The sequence below is a fragment of the Mesorhizobium sp. genome (assembly GCF_041661565.1).
Lineage (GTDB): Bacteria > Pseudomonadota > Alphaproteobacteria > Rhizobiales > Rhizobiaceae > Mesorhizobium.
Genome location: NZ_JBAZUD010000040.1, coordinates 18,639 through 34,652, shown reverse-complemented (window position 1 = coordinate 34,652; position 16,014 = coordinate 18,639). Strand labels below are relative to the sequence as shown.

At 64.3% G+C, this 16,014-nt stretch carries 18 protein-coding genes and 1 pseudogene; 12 read left to right on the top strand and 7 right to left on the bottom strand.

The annotated features are described in order from the left end of the window. A pseudogene (locus tag WC739_RS09810) lies at window positions 1-605 on the top strand (aconitate hydratase); the annotation flags it as partial. A 39-nt stretch (window positions 606-644) separates the two neighbouring features. Here WC739_RS09810 and WC739_RS09805 read toward each other — a convergent pair. Then, entirely contained in the window at window positions 645-1,322 is a 678-nt protein-coding gene (locus WC739_RS09805) for a ceramidase domain-containing protein (protein ID WP_372952831.1), read from the bottom strand. A 178-nt stretch (window positions 1,323-1,500) separates the two neighbouring features. On the opposite strand from WC739_RS09805, the gene WC739_RS09800 reads away from it, so the two are divergent. Both WC739_RS09800 and WC739_RS09795 read left to right on the top strand, forming a co-directional pair. After that, window positions 1,501-2,286, top strand: a complete 786-nt coding sequence (locus WC739_RS09800) for a DUF1223 domain-containing protein (protein ID WP_372952830.1) — start codon at window positions 1,501-1,503, stop codon at window positions 2,284-2,286. A gap of 641 nt (window positions 2,287-2,927) precedes the next feature. Beyond that, window positions 2,928-3,314, top strand: a complete 387-nt coding sequence (locus tag WC739_RS09795; RefSeq protein WP_372952829.1) for a DUF2794 domain-containing protein — start codon at window positions 2,928-2,930, stop codon at window positions 3,312-3,314. 146 nt (window positions 3,315-3,460) lie between these two features. On the opposite strand, the gene WC739_RS09790 is transcribed toward WC739_RS09795, so the two are convergent. The 4 genes from WC739_RS09790 to WC739_RS09775 form a co-directional block, all read right to left on the bottom strand. Beyond that, the gene (locus WC739_RS09790) at window positions 3,461-4,039 is read right to left on the bottom strand and encodes an N-acetyltransferase family protein (protein WP_372952828.1); all 579 of its coding nucleotides are present in this window, start codon (window positions 4,037-4,039) and stop codon (window positions 3,461-3,463) included. A 108-nt stretch (window positions 4,040-4,147) separates the two neighbouring features. Beyond that, window positions 4,148-4,921: a Bax inhibitor-1/YccA family protein gene (locus tag WC739_RS09785; RefSeq protein WP_372952827.1), complete on the bottom strand. Its 774-nt coding sequence runs from the start codon at window positions 4,919-4,921 to the stop codon at window positions 4,148-4,150. Window positions 4,922-5,164: 243 nt separating this feature from the next. After that, window positions 5,165-7,714 carry an ABC transporter permease gene (locus WC739_RS09780; RefSeq protein WP_372952826.1) on the bottom strand — a complete coding sequence of 850 codons (2,550 nt, stop codon included), beginning with the start codon at window positions 7,712-7,714 and terminating at the stop codon, window positions 5,165-5,167. After that, window positions 7,714-8,409, bottom strand: a complete 696-nt coding sequence (locus tag WC739_RS09775) for an ABC transporter ATP-binding protein (RefSeq protein ID WP_372952825.1) — start codon at window positions 8,407-8,409, stop codon at window positions 7,714-7,716. The genes WC739_RS09780 and WC739_RS09775 overlap by 1 nt, the downstream gene beginning before the upstream one ends. A gap of 88 nt (window positions 8,410-8,497) precedes the next feature. Here WC739_RS09775 and WC739_RS09770 point away from each other — a divergent pair, with 88 nt between their 5' ends. The 4 genes from WC739_RS09770 to thpR all read left to right on the top strand — a co-directional run bounded on the left by WC739_RS09770 (window position 8,498) and on the right by thpR (window position 10,615). After that, on the top strand, window positions 8,498-9,142 hold the full coding sequence (locus WC739_RS09770; RefSeq protein ID WP_372952824.1) for an arylesterase: 645 nt from the start codon (window positions 8,498-8,500) through the stop codon (window positions 9,140-9,142). A gap of 80 nt (window positions 9,143-9,222) precedes the next feature. Further along, window positions 9,223-9,480 (top strand): type II toxin-antitoxin system VapB family antitoxin, encoded by a 258-nt coding sequence (locus WC739_RS09765; protein ID WP_372952823.1) that lies wholly within the window; start codon window positions 9,223-9,225, stop codon window positions 9,478-9,480. Next, complete coding sequence (locus WC739_RS09760) at window positions 9,480-9,872, top strand: type II toxin-antitoxin system VapC family toxin (protein ID WP_372952822.1); 393 nt, start codon at window positions 9,480-9,482, stop codon at window positions 9,870-9,872. The genes WC739_RS09765 and WC739_RS09760 overlap by 1 nt, the downstream gene beginning before the upstream one ends. A 146-nt stretch (window positions 9,873-10,018) precedes the next feature. Further along, entirely contained in the window at window positions 10,019-10,615 is a 597-nt protein-coding gene (gene thpR / locus WC739_RS09755; protein WP_372952821.1) for an RNA 2',3'-cyclic phosphodiesterase, read from the top strand. Here thpR and WC739_RS09750 read toward each other — a convergent pair. Next, window positions 10,519-11,031 carry a low molecular weight protein-tyrosine-phosphatase gene (locus WC739_RS09750; RefSeq protein WP_372952832.1) on the bottom strand — a complete coding sequence of 171 codons (513 nt, stop codon included), beginning with the start codon at window positions 11,029-11,031 and terminating at the stop codon, window positions 10,519-10,521. The two genes, thpR and WC739_RS09750, sit on opposite strands and share 97 nt — an antisense overlap. A 107-nt stretch (window positions 11,032-11,138) precedes the next feature. Between WC739_RS09750 and WC739_RS09745 the strand changes: the two genes are divergently transcribed. The 3 genes from WC739_RS09745 to WC739_RS09735 all read left to right on the top strand — a co-directional run bounded on the left by WC739_RS09745 (window position 11,139) and on the right by WC739_RS09735 (window position 12,710). Beyond that, complete coding sequence (locus WC739_RS09745) at window positions 11,139-11,435, top strand: 4a-hydroxytetrahydrobiopterin dehydratase (protein WP_372952820.1); 297 nt, start codon at window positions 11,139-11,141, stop codon at window positions 11,433-11,435. 132 nt (window positions 11,436-11,567) lie between these two features. Continuing rightward, window positions 11,568-11,930 (top strand): YkvA family protein, encoded by a 363-nt coding sequence (locus tag WC739_RS09740; RefSeq protein ID WP_372952819.1) that lies wholly within the window; start codon window positions 11,568-11,570, stop codon window positions 11,928-11,930. Window positions 11,931-12,206: 276 nt separating this feature from the next. Then, complete coding sequence (locus WC739_RS09735) at window positions 12,207-12,710, top strand: invasion associated locus B family protein (protein ID WP_224662567.1); 504 nt, start codon at window positions 12,207-12,209, stop codon at window positions 12,708-12,710. A gap of 45 nt (window positions 12,711-12,755) precedes the next feature. Here WC739_RS09735 and WC739_RS09730 read toward each other — a convergent pair whose 3' ends face one another. Next, window positions 12,756-14,105 carry a chloride channel protein gene (locus tag WC739_RS09730; protein ID WP_372952818.1) on the bottom strand — a complete coding sequence of 450 codons (1,350 nt, stop codon included), beginning with the start codon at window positions 14,103-14,105 and terminating at the stop codon, window positions 12,756-12,758. 197 nt (window positions 14,106-14,302) lie between these two features. On the opposite strand from WC739_RS09730, the gene rlmN reads away from it, so the two are divergent. Both rlmN and WC739_RS09720 read left to right on the top strand, forming a co-directional pair. After that, on the top strand, window positions 14,303-15,535 hold the full coding sequence (rlmN, locus tag WC739_RS09725) for a 23S rRNA (adenine(2503)-C(2))-methyltransferase RlmN (RefSeq protein WP_372952817.1): 1,233 nt from the start codon (window positions 14,303-14,305) through the stop codon (window positions 15,533-15,535). After that, complete coding sequence (locus WC739_RS09720) at window positions 15,532-16,011, top strand: hypothetical protein (RefSeq protein WP_372952816.1); 480 nt, start codon at window positions 15,532-15,534, stop codon at window positions 16,009-16,011. The genes rlmN and WC739_RS09720 overlap by 4 nt, the downstream gene beginning before the upstream one ends. Window positions 16,012-16,014 lie beyond the last annotated feature (3 nt).

Sequence of the window (16,014 nt, the reverse complement as noted above, 5' to 3'; positions counted from 1 at the left end):
TGACCGACCATGGCGTCGGCGTCGCCGACTTCAACCAGTACGGCACGCGGCGCGGCAACCATGAGGTGATGATGCGCGGCACCTTCGCCAACATCCGCATCCGCAACCACATGCTGGGCGAGAATGGACGCGAGGGCGGCTACACCATCCACTATCCGTCGAAGGAAGAGGAATCGATCTACGACGCGGCGATGGAGTACAAGAAGGAAGGCGTGCCGCTGGTCATCTTCGCCGGCGTCGAATACGGCAACGGCTCGTCGCGCGACTGGGCGGCCAAGGGTACGAACCTCCTTGGTGTGCGCGCGGTCATCGCGCAGTCCTTCGAACGCATCCACCGCTCGAACCTGGTCGGCATGGGCGTCATCCCCTTCGTCTTCGAGGACGGCACCTCATGGGCCTCGCTCAATCTGAAGGGCGACGAACTGGTCGAGATCGACGGCTTGAGCGCCATCAAGCCGCGCCAGACGATGACCGCCAGGATCACCTATGGCGACGGCACGGTGAAGAATGTGCCGATCGTCTGCCGGATCGATACGCTGGACGAGCTCGACTACTTCAAGAACGGCGGCATTCTACAGTACGTGCTGCGCGATCTCGCTGCGTAGCAGCGAGGGAATAGGGCTTGGGCAGTAGGGAACAGGGCCCTACTGCCCACTGCCTTTTTTCGGTGCCCCGAACCGCGCCGCCGCCGCCAGCAGCACGGCCAGCATCAGCCCGTTGAAGATATGCCAGAGGAAATGCGTGCCGAGCGGAAAGCCGGCGCAGACCAGCGGGTCGATCATCCGGCAGAGGACGGACACGACGAAGATCGCCGAGCCCGCCAGATTGTACCAGCCGGCGCGATTGCCGCTCGCCGCCACCCAGGCGCCGAAGAAGGCAAGCGCCAGGAACGGCGGCAGATAGCCCGTGGTGCCATTTGAAGCCTGGCGCAGCCAATCCGGCACGGCGACCGTGATCAACCCCGTGACCACGTAGAACACGATGAAGACGGCGATCGCCTTGCCCCATCCCATGCCAAGGAACCGCCGCAGGTTGAACAGCGTATAGGCCAGCGTGAAGCCGGCGATCGGCAGGACGTCGGCCCACACCGTGCCCTTGGTGGCAAAGGTATGGAAGATCGTCGACCCGATGCCGATCGCCACCACCCACCAGGCCAGCACCTCCGCGAAGGTACCGGTGCGGTGACGCCGGACTTCGCGCACACCCCATAACCCTGCGGCAATAAAAGCAAGGTTGGTCAAAGCATTGGTTGGCTCGGCCCAAAGTCCAGGACCGATTCTTTCGCAATAAAGATCGACCGGGGTCAGGAGAGTTTGCCACATGGTGATGATGCCGCCGCCGAATCGAACCAGTGTGTGAAATGCAATGGCTTCACCTATTGCCGCCCTGCCCGTCGTTGCAACGGAAAAATTTCACCGCAACGTGACTTCCCGTTGACTTCCGGTTCTGCCACATATTTTAGCAATCAGAACAAAGCCGGCGCCACCGGCGGGAATTGGAATGACCATGGCCTCGCGAAAATCATTGTGGCTGGCGGCCCTTGTGCTGGCCCTGCCGGCGTTTGCCGGTGCCGGCCATACCGACGAGGCCGGTGGGGCTGAGAAGGAAAAGCCCCGAATTGAGCGGCCGCTGGGCGTGGTCGAACTGTTTACCAGCCAGGGCTGCAACTCCTGTCCGCCGGCCGATGCGTACTTCGCCGAACTCGCCGGCAAGGAGGACATCGTCGCGCTCGCCTACCATGTCGACTACTGGGACTATCTCGGCTGGCAGGATACGCTGGGCCGCAAGGAAAACACCGAACGGCAGTACGACTATATGCGCGCCTTCGGCAACCGCTCCGTCTACACGCCGCAGGCCGTCATCAACGGCCGCGTGCACCTCAACGGCGCCAATCGCGGCGAGGTCGATGGCGCGCTCGCCCGCATGGCGCGATCTGGCGAAGGCATGCACGTACCCGTCAAGATCAGCCGCACCAGCGACCGCGTGATCATCGATGCCGGCGACGCCGGCGCCGGTCCGAGCGACGCGCATGTCGTCATCGTCTATTTCGACGCGCCGCGGACGGTCAAGATCGCCCAGGGCGAGAATTCCGGCCGCAGCATGACTTACTGGAACGCTGTCACCGGCATCCAGACCGCCGGCATGTGGCACGGCAAGGCGCAGCGCTATGAATTGCCGATGAGCGAGATCACCAAGAAGGGCGGCTGCGCCGTGCTGCTGCAGTCCGTCGGCAAGGACGGCCTGCCCGGCCCCATCCTGGGCGCCGCGTTCATCCACAAGCCGTAACGGAATTGCCGCACCGGTCCCGCCTTCGTCATCCTGGGGTGAAGCAGGAGCGAAGCTCCGTCGCGGAGACCCCAGGACCCCTGCCTTGACATTTGCCGTATGCAAAAGCGGTCCAGGGCCGAGCGGTCGACCCGACCACGGAACCCTTGTGCGCCTATCCTGAAACGCCGCCCTCTTCGGCCGATGTCGCGGCACGGGTCTGCGTGCAGCATCGCGGCGCTCCACCCTTGGGACAACGGCTCGGGGCAGCACAACCGACCCAAAACGAAAAAACCGACGTCAGCTTGCTTCTGACGTCGGTCATTTAGGTTTTGGGATCGTCGCACCCGATCCTTCCGAGGAAAGACCGAGGTTGGTTCGATCCGACGCAGACCCGTGGGCGGGGGGCTTGGGGTTTACGAGCCGGTGCCGGACCGAACCGTCTCAGGCAACACCCGTAAATTCGTCGGACATTGGGGCATGAGCGCGGATAAAAAAAGGCGGAAATGTGGCGGAGCATCACCAATTCCAACAGCGCGATTCATAAAAGTGACTGGACGTTGCGGAAACCGCGCGTCGCTGGCCTCACCTTGCGGGCCTTGCAATTGAGCGGCGAACGCGCCAACTTTGATCGGAATGGATTGATTTCGAAGGATCGGGGCATGACCGATGACAGCGGCGGCACGGGGGATGGGGACGCATCCGCGATATTGATCCCGTTGCACGAGGCGAGACGCGAGCGTCTCGACCAGCCGGTGCGATTCGATCGGCGGGAACTCGACCAGATCCTCAGGCTCTACGGCCGCATGGTCGCCGCCAATGAATGGCGGGACTACGCCATCGATCATCTCAGCGACAGAGCCGTGTTTTCCGTGTTCCGCCGCACCAGCGAAGTGCCGCTGTTCCAGATCGTCAAGGACCCCAAGCTGGCCCGCAAGCAGGGCGCCTTCGCCGTGATCGCGGCTGGCGGTCGCATTCTCAAGCGTGGCCAGGAGCTAGGCCGCGTGCTCGGCGTGTTCGACAGCAAGCTGAAGGTCGTCGAGGCGTAAGCGGGGAAGGGAATTGGGGAAATGGAGAATTGACGAATTGAAGATCCGAAGAAGCCGGAGGTCAGAGCGCTGAGGCCTTTCCTCAATTCCTCAATTCCTCAATTCCTCATTTCACCAATTCTTCAACTCTCCATTTCCTCAATTCCTCATTTCCCTTTCCGGCCGCCGCGAAATGTCCGCTCCGGCAGCGACAGCGGATCGGGCGGCATTGTCGCCCCGCCGTTCAACGGCAGCTGCATGAACACCGTGTCGAGCCAGCGCCCGTGCTTGTAGCCGGAGCCTTCGAGGCGTCCCGAATGGTGAAAGCCGAGCTTTTCGTGCAGCCTGACCGACGCGCTGTCCGCCCGGCCATCGCCAATGACCGCGACGATCTGGCGAAAACCCGCTGCCTGGACGGCCTCGATCAGGCTTCGCATCAGCTTGAGGCCGACCCCCATGCCCTGGGCCTCGGGGGCGACATAGACGGAATCCTCGACGATGAAGCGATAGGCCGGGCGGGGCCGGAAGGCGCCGGCATAGGCGTAGCCAAGCACCGCGTCACCCTGTTCCGCAACCAGATAGGGAAAGCCCCCTTCCATCAGGCCGTCGAAGCGCGCGCCCATCTCGGCGCGGCTCGGCGGGTCGAGCTCGTAGCTGGCCGTGCCGTGGGTCACCGCATCGGCGTAGATCGCCGTGATCCTGTCGAGATCGGCCTCGGTTGCCAGCCTTATGGTGATGTTGCTCATGGTCCGCGCACGCCCTTGTGAGGCCTGAGATAACATCAAATGCGCCCGAAAAGAAAAGGGCGGCCGTTAGGCCGCCCTTGCGAAGTCGATGATCCAGCCGGTGACCGCTTAGCGGCGATCGCCCATGAACTGCAGCAGGAACATGAACAGGTTGATGAAGTCGAGATAAAGCCGCAGCGCGCCCATGATGGCCTTGCGGCCGGCGACATCGGAAGCGTCTCCTTCGAAATACATCTCCTTGATCTTCTGCGTGTCGTAGGCGGTCAGGCCGGCGAAGATCAGCACGCCGATCGCCGAGACGGCGAAGGACAGAGCCGACGACTGCAGGAAGATGTTGATCACCATCGCGATAATCAGCCCGAACAGGCCCATGATCAGGAACGAGCCCATCGCGGTCAGATCGCGCTTTGTCGTGTAGCCGTAAAGCGACAGCGCGCCGAAGCCGGCCGCGGTGGCGAAGAAGGTCTGCGAGATGCTGGCGGTCGTGTAGATCAGGAAGATCGACGACAGCGACAGCCCGACGAGGCCGGCATAGACCCAGAACGTGGTCTGCGCCGCCGAGACGCTCATCGACTGGACGCGGAACGACAGGAACATGACGGCGGCCAGCGGCGCCAGCATCACCACCCAGCGAAGCGGCGAACCGAAGATCGCGTAGCCGAACGAGGTCAGCATCTCGCCGCTCGGCAGCGTCGCGACAGCCGAAGCCGGATCCGTCGTAGTGGCCAGCATGATCGTGCCGACAGCCGCGAGGCCGGTGATGAGGAGGCCAAGCCCCATCAGATTGTAAACCTTGACCATGTAGGCGCGCAGGCCCTGGTCGATGTCGACGGCGGCGCCGGGCACGGCGCGCGTCTGGAAGTTGCGAATGGGTTCAGCCATGGAAGTCCTCTATTGCTTCTGCCCCGTCCGGTGTCAGGTCCTTCCGGACTTGCATCCTCCGGACCCAGGCGCCGCTGGAGGGGCTCCAGCATGCCTGTCGCGAAATATGATGGTTATTCGCGTCAAGAACAAGACCATGACCGGGTGTAATGCTTCGTGAGACAGCCAAATGTCCGGGTTTCCGGCCGGCCGGCGCGCCACATTACGCCGAATTAACCTGATACGGCCTTTCGCCCGAGCCTCTCAGAGGTTGCGCAGCACCGGCGCCGCCTTCTGGCCGAGCACGCGCCAGGTGCCGGCAAGGCCAATGCCGACCGTGATCCCCAGCGCGAAGATGACGGTTACCACCGCCACCTCGGGCATGAAGTGCGATGGCAGCGTCATGATGCGCGCGACGACGAACCAGGCAGCGGCTCCGCCAGCGGCGAGCGCGAAAATCGCCGTGGCAAGCCCGATCAGCGCGTATTCCAGAGAGAAGGCGGCGATCAGCGTGCCGCGCGTCGCCCCCAGCGTCTTCAGTACCACCGCGTCATGGATGCGCGCCCGGTTGCCGGCCGCCAGCGCGCCGGACAGCACCAGCACCGAGGCGATCAGAGCCACGCCGGCAGCCGCCCGGATCGCCGTGCCGAGCTGCCCGACCAGACGGTTCACCACATCGAGCGCATCCTTGACGCGCACCGTCGTCACCGCCGGGAAGGTAAGGGTGACGGCATTGAGCAGGCGCGCATCGTCCGCCGTCGAGGCATTCTTCTCGGTCAGCGTCGCCATCCAGCCATGCGGGGCGCCCGCGAATGTGTTGGGCGAGAACACCATGACGAAATTGATGCCCATCGTCTCCCATTCGACCTTGCGGAAATTGGCGATCCTGGCCGTCACGTTGCGGCCGAGCACATTGACGGTGATGGTGTCGCCGAGCTTCAGGCCGATCTGCTTGCCTTCCTGGTCCGAAAATGAAACCAGCGGCTCGCCGGCATAGGTGTCCGGCCACCATGAACCCTCGGTCAGCGTCGCGTTTTCGGGCTGCCTGGCGTCATAGGTCAGGCCGCGATCGCCTTTCAGCACCCAGGCGCCCTCCGCCGGCACCTTCACCTTGTCGACATCGACACCGTTCAACGCCATCACCCGGCCGCGCAGCATCGGCACCTTGGCCAATGTCCCCTGCGGCGCCTCCCTGCCGATCAGCGCCGAGAACGCGTCGACATCGCTGCCCTGGATATCGACGAAGAAGAAGTTCGGTGCGCGTTCCGGCAGATTGCCGGAAATCTGTTGCCGCAGATTGCCGTCGATGAGCGCCAGCGTCACCAGCAGTGTCAGCCCGAGCCCCAGCGAGAGCACGACCGACGGCGTCAGTGCGCCCGGCCGGTGGATGTTGCCGATGGCCAGCCTGAGCGCCACGAAGCGCACGCGCGGGCTCCTCCTGGCCGCCCATTGCACCAGCGCGCCGACGAGGCGCAGCACCAGGAAGGCAAGGATGGTGGCTCCGACAAAGATCGAGGCGATGCGCTGGTCGCCGGAAAACAGGATCGCCAGCGCCGCCAGGATCAGCGCGATGCCGACGGCCGCGGCGACATAGACAAGGCGTGGGAAGCCGCGGCCTTCCAGTCCCATCTCGCGAAACAGCGCGGTCGCCGGCACGTCGCGGGCGCGGCCGAGCGGCAGCAGGGCGAAGGCCAGCGTCACCAGCAGGCCGAACAGCGCCGCCATGCCGAGGGCGCCGGGATAGAAACCGCCTTGTGCCGGCACCGGAATGACGGACTGCAGCGCCGCGCTCGCCGCGAACGGCATCAGCGCTCCGAGCACGACACCCAGCACGATGCCGAGAGCCGCAATGATCAGGATCTGCACCAGGTAGACCGTGAAGACAAAGCCGCCTGAGGCGCCGAGACTCTTGAAGGTGGCGATGACGCCGCGCTTGCCGTCGAGATAGGCGCGCACCGCATTGGCGACGCCGACGCCGCCGACCACCAAGGCCGTCAGCCCGACCAGCGTCAGGAATTGCGAGAAGCGTTCGATGTTGGACGACAGTGCCGGCGCCGCGTTGCTCCGGGTGCGGATCGACCAGCCGGCCTCGGGAAAATCCCTGGCCGCCTGGTCCTGGATCGCCTTCAGCCGCGCCTCGTCGGCATCGGCAGGCAGGCGGATCTTGTAGGCATTCTCGACCAGGCTGCCCGGCTGGATCAGCCCGGCCGCCGCCAGCGCCTGGTTCGAGATCATCAGCCTTGGCGCGAAACCGAATCCGTCGGACACGGCATCGGGTTCCGTGACCAGCCTGGCGCGCAGTTCGAAGGTGGCGGTACCAAGTTTCAGCCTGTCGCCGAGCTTGAGATGCAGCCGTTCGAACAGGAGATCCGGTGCGGCGGCGCCAAAGACGCCGAACTGCTCGCCGAACAGTTCCTGTGTCGACAGCGCCGGCTCGGTCTCCAGGGCCCCGTAAAGCGGATAGGCGTCGTCCACAGCCTTGGCCTCGACCAGCGCCTGGTCCGTTCCATCGGCAAGACGCGCCATCGAGCGCATGCTGGTGGTGTGCGAAAGCACGCCCAGCCCGCCAAGGAAGCCGAGCTCGGCCGGGTTGGCGTCGCGCTGGTTGATCTGGAAACGAAGATCGCCGCCAAGCAGGGTCTGGCCCTGGTCGGCGACGCCGGCGGTGATCGACCGCGCCACCGAGTTGACACCGCCGATCGCCGCGACGCCGAGCGCGATGCAAGCGAGAAAGATCAGGAAGCCGGACAGCCCGCCCCGCATCTCGCGCAACGAAAAGCGAACCGCGAGCCTCAATGTGCGCGCCAACCCCATCAGGCTGTCGCCCTGACGGCCACGGGCGCCTCGATCCGGCCGGAGCGCATCGCCACCTGGCGAGGACAGCGCGCCGCCAGCGCCGGATCGTGGGTGACAAGAACCAGCGTCATGCCGCGTTCGGCGGCCTTGGCGAACAGCAGGTCGGCGACCTGCCGCCCGGTCGCCTGGTCGAGATTGCCAGTCGGCTCGTCGGCGATGAGGATGCGCGGCGACGGCGCCAGCGCCCGGGCGATCGCCACGCGCTGCTGCTCGCCGCCCGACAGCTCGCCGGGATAATGCGTGACGCGTTCGCTCAGGCCGACGGCCGCCAGCTCGCGGGCGGCCACCGAAAACGGATCCACGTGGCCGGCCAGTTCAAGCGGGACGGCGACATTCTCGAGCGCCGTCATGTTCGGAATGAGATGGAAGGACTGGAACACGATGCCGATGTTTCGGCCCCGAAACGAGGCCATCTGGTCCTCGCTCTTGCCATTGAGCAGCTCGCCGGCGATCCGTACCGTCCCCGAATCGACCCTTTCCAACCCGGCCAGGACCATCAGCAATGTCGACTTGCCGGAACCCGAAGGGCCAACGATGCCGGTGGCCTCGCCGCGCGCCACATCGAGGCTGACGCCTTTCAGCACGTGAACGGACGAGGCGCCTTGGCCGAGCGTCAGCGATACGTCTTTCAGCGCGATGACGGCTTCTGTCAAAATCAAATCGTCCTATATGGGAGGGTGAGGGCCCTGCCGCGGCAGGCTATCGTCGGAAGAATTCCTCTTGTCATATGGGGCCTGTCGCATGTCTTTCAAACGCAGCGTTGCCGCGGGGCTTGTCCTTCTCTCCGCCATTTGCGGCGCCATGTCGGCGGCCCGTGCCGAGCCGTTCAAGATCGTCGGCTTCGGTGACAGCCTGATGGCGGGTTATGGGCTTGGGCCCGGCGAGGGCTTCACCGACAAATTGCAGGCAGCCCTTCGGGCCCGGGGGCATGACGTGACTATCGCCAACGCCGGCGTTTCCGGGGACACTACCAGCGGCGGCCTGGCGCGGCTTGACTGGTCGGTGCCGGACGGAACCCAATTGGTCATTCTCGAACTCGGCGCCAACGACATGCTGCGTGGCGTCTCGCCAGATATCGCCCGCAAGAATCTGGACGAAATGCTGGGCAAGCTGAAGCAGCGAAAGATTCCCGTGCTACTGGCCGGCATGCTCGCCGCGCCAAATCTCGGCGCTCAGTACAAGACCGCCTTCGACGCCATCTTTCCGGACCTGGCGGCGAAATACGGCGTTCCGCTTTACCCGTTCTTCCTCGATGGCGTCGCCGGCCAGCCCGGCCTGCGGCTCGAGGATGGCCTGCATCCGAACGCCAAGGGCGTCGACCAGATGGTCGAACGCGCCCTGCCGGCGGTAGAAAAGGCAATCGCTGCAGTGCGGGGAGGAGCCTGAACCCAGGTTGACCACCCAAGTGGCGGACCTTTTGACCTGTAGCATCAAAAAGGATATACAACCTCTAAAAGGAGGGTCGGATGCCTATTATCATCAAAAGAGAAGAGACCGTTCGGCTCGCGCGAACGTTGAAACAAAAAACCGGCATGCCGATGACCCGCGTCATCCACGCAGCGCTCGAAGAACATATGAAACATCTAGGCAATGCCGGCGCCGACAGAGCCCGGCAGCTCGCTGAGATGCGGTCGATTAGCCGCCGCATAGCCCGGCTTCCCGAGCGGGATCCGCGTTCGGCCGACGATATCGTCGGCTACGACGAGAACGGTCTGCCGAGCTGATGGTCATCGACACGTCGGCACTCGTCGCGATCTTTCTGGGCGAACCCGAGGCTGATCGTTTCGATGAGGCCATCGCACTGTCGAATGTCCGGCTCCTGCCTGCGACTTGCCTGCTCGAGGCCAGAATGGTGCTGATGACCCGAAGGGATGAACGCTCGGCCAATGATCTCGATCTCTGGCTGCTTAAGGCCCATGTCGATATCGTCGCGATAGACGCCGATCTGGTGGATCTCGCCACGGCAGCATGGCTTGCCTACGGCAAGGGCCGGCATCCTGCTGGGCTGAATTTCGCCGACTGCCTCTCTTATGCCTTGGCGAAGAAGAGTGCCGAGCCCCTGCTGTTCAAAGGCAACGACTTTTCCCAAACCGACATCGAAGCGGCGCTGCGATAGTGGCAATCGCCTCTTCCATTGGTTCGGATCATGGAAGTCCGCCGCCGATCCCCCAAAAGAAACCTACGGCCAACAAACCTCTTGCTCCGTTTGACGTTCGATGATTCGCTAGGGGCATAGTTCGATTCGAGGAAGGGAGGCTCATCATGCCGCGTCTTTTCACCGCCCTCGAAATTCCGCGTGACGCCGCCCTTTCGCTGTCCCTGCTGCGCGGCGGCCTGCCAGGCGCCCGCTGGATCGACGTCGAGAACTATCACCTCACTCTGCGCTTCATCGGCGATGTTCCCGGTCACGTCGCCGACGAGATCGCCAATGCGCTCGACCGCGTGCATCGCCCCTCCTTTTCGCTCTCGCTGTCGGGTGTCGGCGCCTTTGGCCAGAAGAAGCCGCATGCGGTGTGGGCCGGCGCGTCCCCCTCGCCCGATCTTGCCGCGCTGCAGGGCGAAATCGATCGCATCTGCCAGCGGCTCGGCATTCCCGCCGATCCGCGCAAATTCATGCCGCATGTGACGCTGGCACGCCTGCGCAACTCAAGCCCGCTGGACGTCGCGCAATATCTCTCCGGGCGCGGAAATTTCTCGACGCTGCCGTTCCGCGTCGGCCGGTTCGTCTTGATGTCGTCGCGTGACTCGGTCGGCGGCGGCCCTTATATCGTCGAGGAAGCCTGGCCGCTCTCCGGCTCCGACAGCCGCGCCTCCAGCCGCCTCGCCAGCGCCTCCGACGCGTCCCGGATCATGCGGTAGACGGAGGCGAAGGCTTCCGGCCCGTCATAATAGGGATCGGGCACGTCGCGCGGCCGCCCCTCGGCGAACTCCAGGAACAGATGGATCCGGTCACGCGTCGTCGACGGCGCAAGCGCCTTCAGATCGGCGACATTCGACCTGTCCATGCCGAGAATCAGGTCGAAACGGGAAAAGTCCTCCGGCGCGACCTTTCGTGCCCGTTGCGCGGCGATGTCCACGCCGTGACGCACCGCGACGGCGATCGAGCGTGGATCGGGAGCGGAGCCAACCTCCCAGCTGCTGGTCGCGGCCGAATCGAGCAGCATGGCCCGGCCGCACTGCCCCCAGACGTCGCGAAAAACACCTTCGGCCAGTGGCGACCGGCAGATGTTGCCGAGGCAGACGAAAAGAATGGAATTGATCGGCTTCGCGCTCATCGAGCCGGAATTGGTCTTGCGCATGTCATTATCCAAAACCGCGACGCACTCCTGCGCTAAATGCATTATGGTGGGGCTCATTTTGTCGGATAGCACGGGAAATCGAGATGGCGAGAGAGAAACTGGACAGGCAGGCCGCTGAAGCAGCGCTGGTCGGGCTCGACGGCTGGGCATTGGCGGAAGACGCCGCCTCCATCAGCCGCACCTTCACGTTCAAGAATTTCTCCGAGGCCTTTGCCTTCATGACGCGTGTCGCCCTGGCCGCGGAAAAGATGGACCACCATCCCGAATGGTCGAATGTCTACAAGACCGTCGACGTCACGCTGAACACCCATGATGCCGGCGGCGTCACCGCGCTGGACATCGAACTGGCAAGCAAGATGAACCGCTTTGCCGGCGGCTGATGCCTCGTCTGGAAATGGGGACAGGATACAGCTGCCAAATCGGCATCGGCATCTTGCACCGCGGTTCGGGTTTCCCCACATTTTCCTTCGCGGGCATGCGCTGGTGCGCACAGGCTCTGCAAGGAGAGGTTGATGGCGCGGCAGTCCGGTTCTGATTTCTTCGGCTTTGGCGGCAAGCTTGGCGACGAGAAGGATGTGCGCGAGAAATTCTGGCGCACGGCGAAGAAGGCCGCGCGGCAGATTCCGTACATGGAAGAGGTCGTCGCCGCCTATTACTGCGCCATGGACAAGAAAACGCCGCTGCGCGCCAAGGGCACCCTGCTGGCCGCGCTCGGCTATTTCGTGCTTCCGGTAGATGTCATCCCCGATTTCGTCGTCGGGCTTGGCTTCACCGACGACATTGCCGTCCTCACCGCCGCGATCACCGCTGTCAGCGCCCACATCACGCCGGCGCATCGCAAAGCCGCCAAACAGGCGATAGCCGACAAGGGCTGAGCGCTTCCGGACCGGCGCTCGACCGCTGGACATCGTCGTTCAGCGGCCCGGTAAAAAGTCAAACTCTTGCCGCTTTCGTGGCCTCCAAGTCGCCGAAGGGACGTCGCGCCACCCGCTCGCAAGGCGGCGGCGCGGGAATGGCGGCGGTTTCCTTGGGCGAAGATCCTTTTCTCTTGGGAAATTCACCCTTTGGTAACCCAGATTAAATCAAAATGAAGCGACGGGCAGGACGCCGAGCCGGCCTGCCTCCGCACCATTTGGAATACGGGAAAAGCGATGCGCGGATTGATTGCACTAGTTTCGAGCCTGGTCCTGGTGGCCGCGACAGCGCCTGTCATGGCGCAGTCGGCGACCAAGATCGGCCAGCACAATGCCTGGGGCACCTACAGCTACCAAGCATCGGGCGGCAAGGTCTGCTATGTCCTGACGGTGCCGACCGACAAGCAGCCGCCGACGCTCGACCATGGCGACATGTTCTTCTTCGTCAGCCAGCGGCCGGGGCAGCAAGTGTCCTATGAGCCGCAATTCATCGCCGGCTACACGTTCCAGGAAGGCTCCAAGGCCACCGTCACCATCGACAAGAAGAGCTTCTCGATGTTCACGCGCGGCAAGTCGGCCTGGGTCGAGAACGCCGCCGAGGAACCCGTGCTGATCGCCGCCATGAAGACCGGCACCGACATGAAGGTGACGGCCAAGTCCGGCCGCGGCAACCCGACCTCTTACGTTTTCTCGCTGAAGGGCATTTCGGCGGCGCTGTCGTCGATCGCCAAGTGCAAATAGGCAAGGCCTCATTTTGACCAAAGGCCGGGCTGCAAGGCCTTGCCTTCAGCCTGATTCCGGCACGGCTTCCGCCCGGCGCCTCCGGATTGCCTCGGCGATGAAGACGCGCGACAGCGCGTGGTAGAGCGGCTCGTGCGAGATCAGGCGCGCCGTGCCGTAGCCCAGCATCGAGGCCAGCATCAGCGCGATGACATTGTCATGATTGCCGGTCATTTCCAGGATGATGACGAACGCCGTCATCGGCGCCTGCACCACGCCGGCGAAATAGCCGGCCATGCCGAGCAGTGCCGCCGCGCCTGTGCTGGCGCCGAAGACGAGGCCGAGTGAACTGCCGACGCCGGCGCCCACCGCCAGGGAGGGTGCGAAGATGCCGCCGGGAATGCCCGAGACCATAGACAGCAACCCGGCCAGGAATTTCTCGGCGAAGAAGAACCAGGGCAGCGGCGTGCCTTCGACCGCGCCGCGCGCCTGCGCGTAGCCGGTGCCGAAGGTCAGCCCGCCCGATGCGATTCCGATCCCCGCCACGGCAAGCCCGCAGCCAGCGGCCACCAGCAGCGCGCGCGCCAGCGGCTGCTGCGTGCGCCAGCGACGGATCCGCCGCGTTGCCTTCAGCGCCAGCAGCGAGAACACGGCGCCAAAGCCGCCGCCGATGACGCCGCAGGCAATCACCAGCGGCCACTCGACGGCGAACGAGATCGTCTCCTTCGAGACGCCGAAATAGGTGTAGTTGCCGAGCAGCCCAAGCGAGGCGAGGCCGGCCAGGATCACCGCCGTCAGCACCAAGCCGTTGGTGCGCGCCTCATAGGTGCGGCCCATCTCCTCGATGGCGAACACGATGCCGGCCAGCGGCGTGTTGAAAGCGGCCGCGATGCCCGCCGCCGAACCGGCCAGGATCAGGCCGCGCGCCTGCGCCATGCCGCCCCAGCGCGCCGCCTGCAGCATCAGCGAGGCGCCGACCTGCACGGTCGGGCCCTCGCGGCCGATGGAAGCGCCACAGAACAGGCCGATGATGGTGAGTGCGATCTTGCCCGCCGCCAGCCGCAACGACAGGAGGTGGCCGCGGTCTTCATCGTCCCGCAAATGGCGCGCGGCGATTGCCTGCGGGATGCCGCTGCCCTGCGAGCCCGGGAAGAAGGCATGAGCAAGCCAGGCGCACAGCACGAAACCCAGCGGCGTGACCACGAGCGGCAGATAGAAGCGCCAACCGCCGCCGTCGTCGGTCATGATATGGAACAGCGCCTGCGCCTTGTCGGCCAACACCGCAAACAGCACGCTGATGATACCGATAGAGACCGCGCCGGCCCAGAACACCAGCCGCGGCTGCCACACACGCCGTGAGCCCAGCATGGCGCGCGAACGCCGCAGCATGGGGAATTTTCGCGATGTGCCGGCCATGTCGGTCCTCGTGGTAGGGAATAGGGCAGTAGGCAATAGGGGACTAGCGAGGAAGGTGGACCTGCCTCTACTGCCCACTGCCTACTGCCCTATTCCCTACCCCCGCATGACTCCGCGCTCAACCTGTGCTATGCGCCGCGCTTCATATCAGGCACGATGGATGAAATCGGCCGCAAACCGCTTATATCAGTGCAACCATGACCCTTTCCTTCGACCTTACCATTGAGGGTGCCCGCGATTCATTGCGCGCCCGCCCCGCGCCCGAGAAGCCGTCGCTGATCGGCCTGACGCGCGCCGAGCTCGGCGAGGCGCTGGTCGCATCGGGCGTCGTGCCGGAGCGCCAGGCGAAAATGCGCACCCAGCAGCTCTGGCACTGGATGTATGTGCGCGGCGTTTCCGATTTCGCCGGCATGTTCAACATCTCCAAGGACCTGCGCGCCGAGCTCGACAAGCATTTCACCGTCGCCAGGCCCGAGATCGTCGAGGAACAGATATCCTCCGATGGTACGCGCAAGTGGCTGTTCCGCTTCCCGCCGCGCGGCGCCGGCCGGCCGGTCGAGATCGAAACGGTCTACATTCCCGAGGAAGGCCGCGGCACGCTCTGCATCTCCTCGCAGGTCGGCTGCACGCTGACCTGTTCGTTCTGCCATACCGGCACGCAGAAGCTGGTGCGCAATCTGACCGCCGAGGAGATCCTGGCGCAATTGCTCACCGCGCGCGACCGGCTCGGCGATTTCCCCGACCGCGACACGCCGGACGGCGCCATCGTGCCGGCCGAAGGCCGCAAAGTGTCCAACATCGTCATGATGGGCATGGGCGAGCCGCTCTACAATTTCGAGGCGGTGAAGAAGGCGCTGCTGATCGCCTCCGACGGCGATGGCCTGTCGCTCTCCAAGCGCCGCATCACGCTGTCCACCTCCGGCGTCGTGCCGGAAATCTTCCGCACCGGCGAGGAGATCGGCGTCATGCTGGCCATCTCGCTGCATGCCACCAATGACGATTTGCGCGACCTGCTGGTGCCGATCAACAAGAAGTATCCGCTCAAGGAGCTGATCGCCGCCTGCCGTGCCTATCCCGGCCTGTCGAACGCCAAGCGCATCACCTTCGAATATGTGATGCTGAAGGACGTCAACGATTCCATCGAGGACGCCAAAGGGCTGATCAAGCTTCTGAAGGGCATTCCGGCCAAGATCAACCTGATCCCGTTCAACCCTTGGCCGGGCACCAACTACCAGTGCTCGGACTGGGAGACGATCGAGAAGTTTGCCGACTACATCAACAATGCCGGCTATGCCTCGCCGATCCGCACGCCGCGCGGCCGCGACATCCTCGCCGCCTGCGGCCAGCTGAAATCAGACTCGGAGCGCATGCGCAGGGTCGACCGACTCGCGCTGGAAGCCATGATGATCGCGGGGCACGGCGAGGCGTGAGCCGCGTCGTCGCCTATCTCGTCCGCTTCGCCGTCATCCTGTTCGGCTATGTCGTCGCGTCGCTTGCCGCCAGCGCCTTCCTCAACATCCTGTTCCTGGCCTCGCTCGGCACCATGCCGCAGCACGGCGAGCCGATGGCGGCAGCTTCCCTGTATGTCTCGATTCCCTTCGTTGCGCTGTTCGTCGCCTATTTCGCCCTGCTGCCGGCTTGCATCGTCATCCTGATCGCCGAAATCCTCGGCCGGCGCGACTGGCTGTTCTACGCGCTGGCGGGCGCGGTGGTGGCGGGCGTTTTCCTCGGCATGGTCGACCATGCCGGCGACACCACCTTCGCGGTCAGGGAGACCAGCGCCATCATGGCGGTGATCGGCGGCGGCATGGTGGGCGGCATCTTCTATTGGCTCGCCGCCGGGCGCCTTGCCGGAAGCTGGTGGCAAGGTGAACCGGGTTTCGACAATGACGGTCGAACAGGATGACGA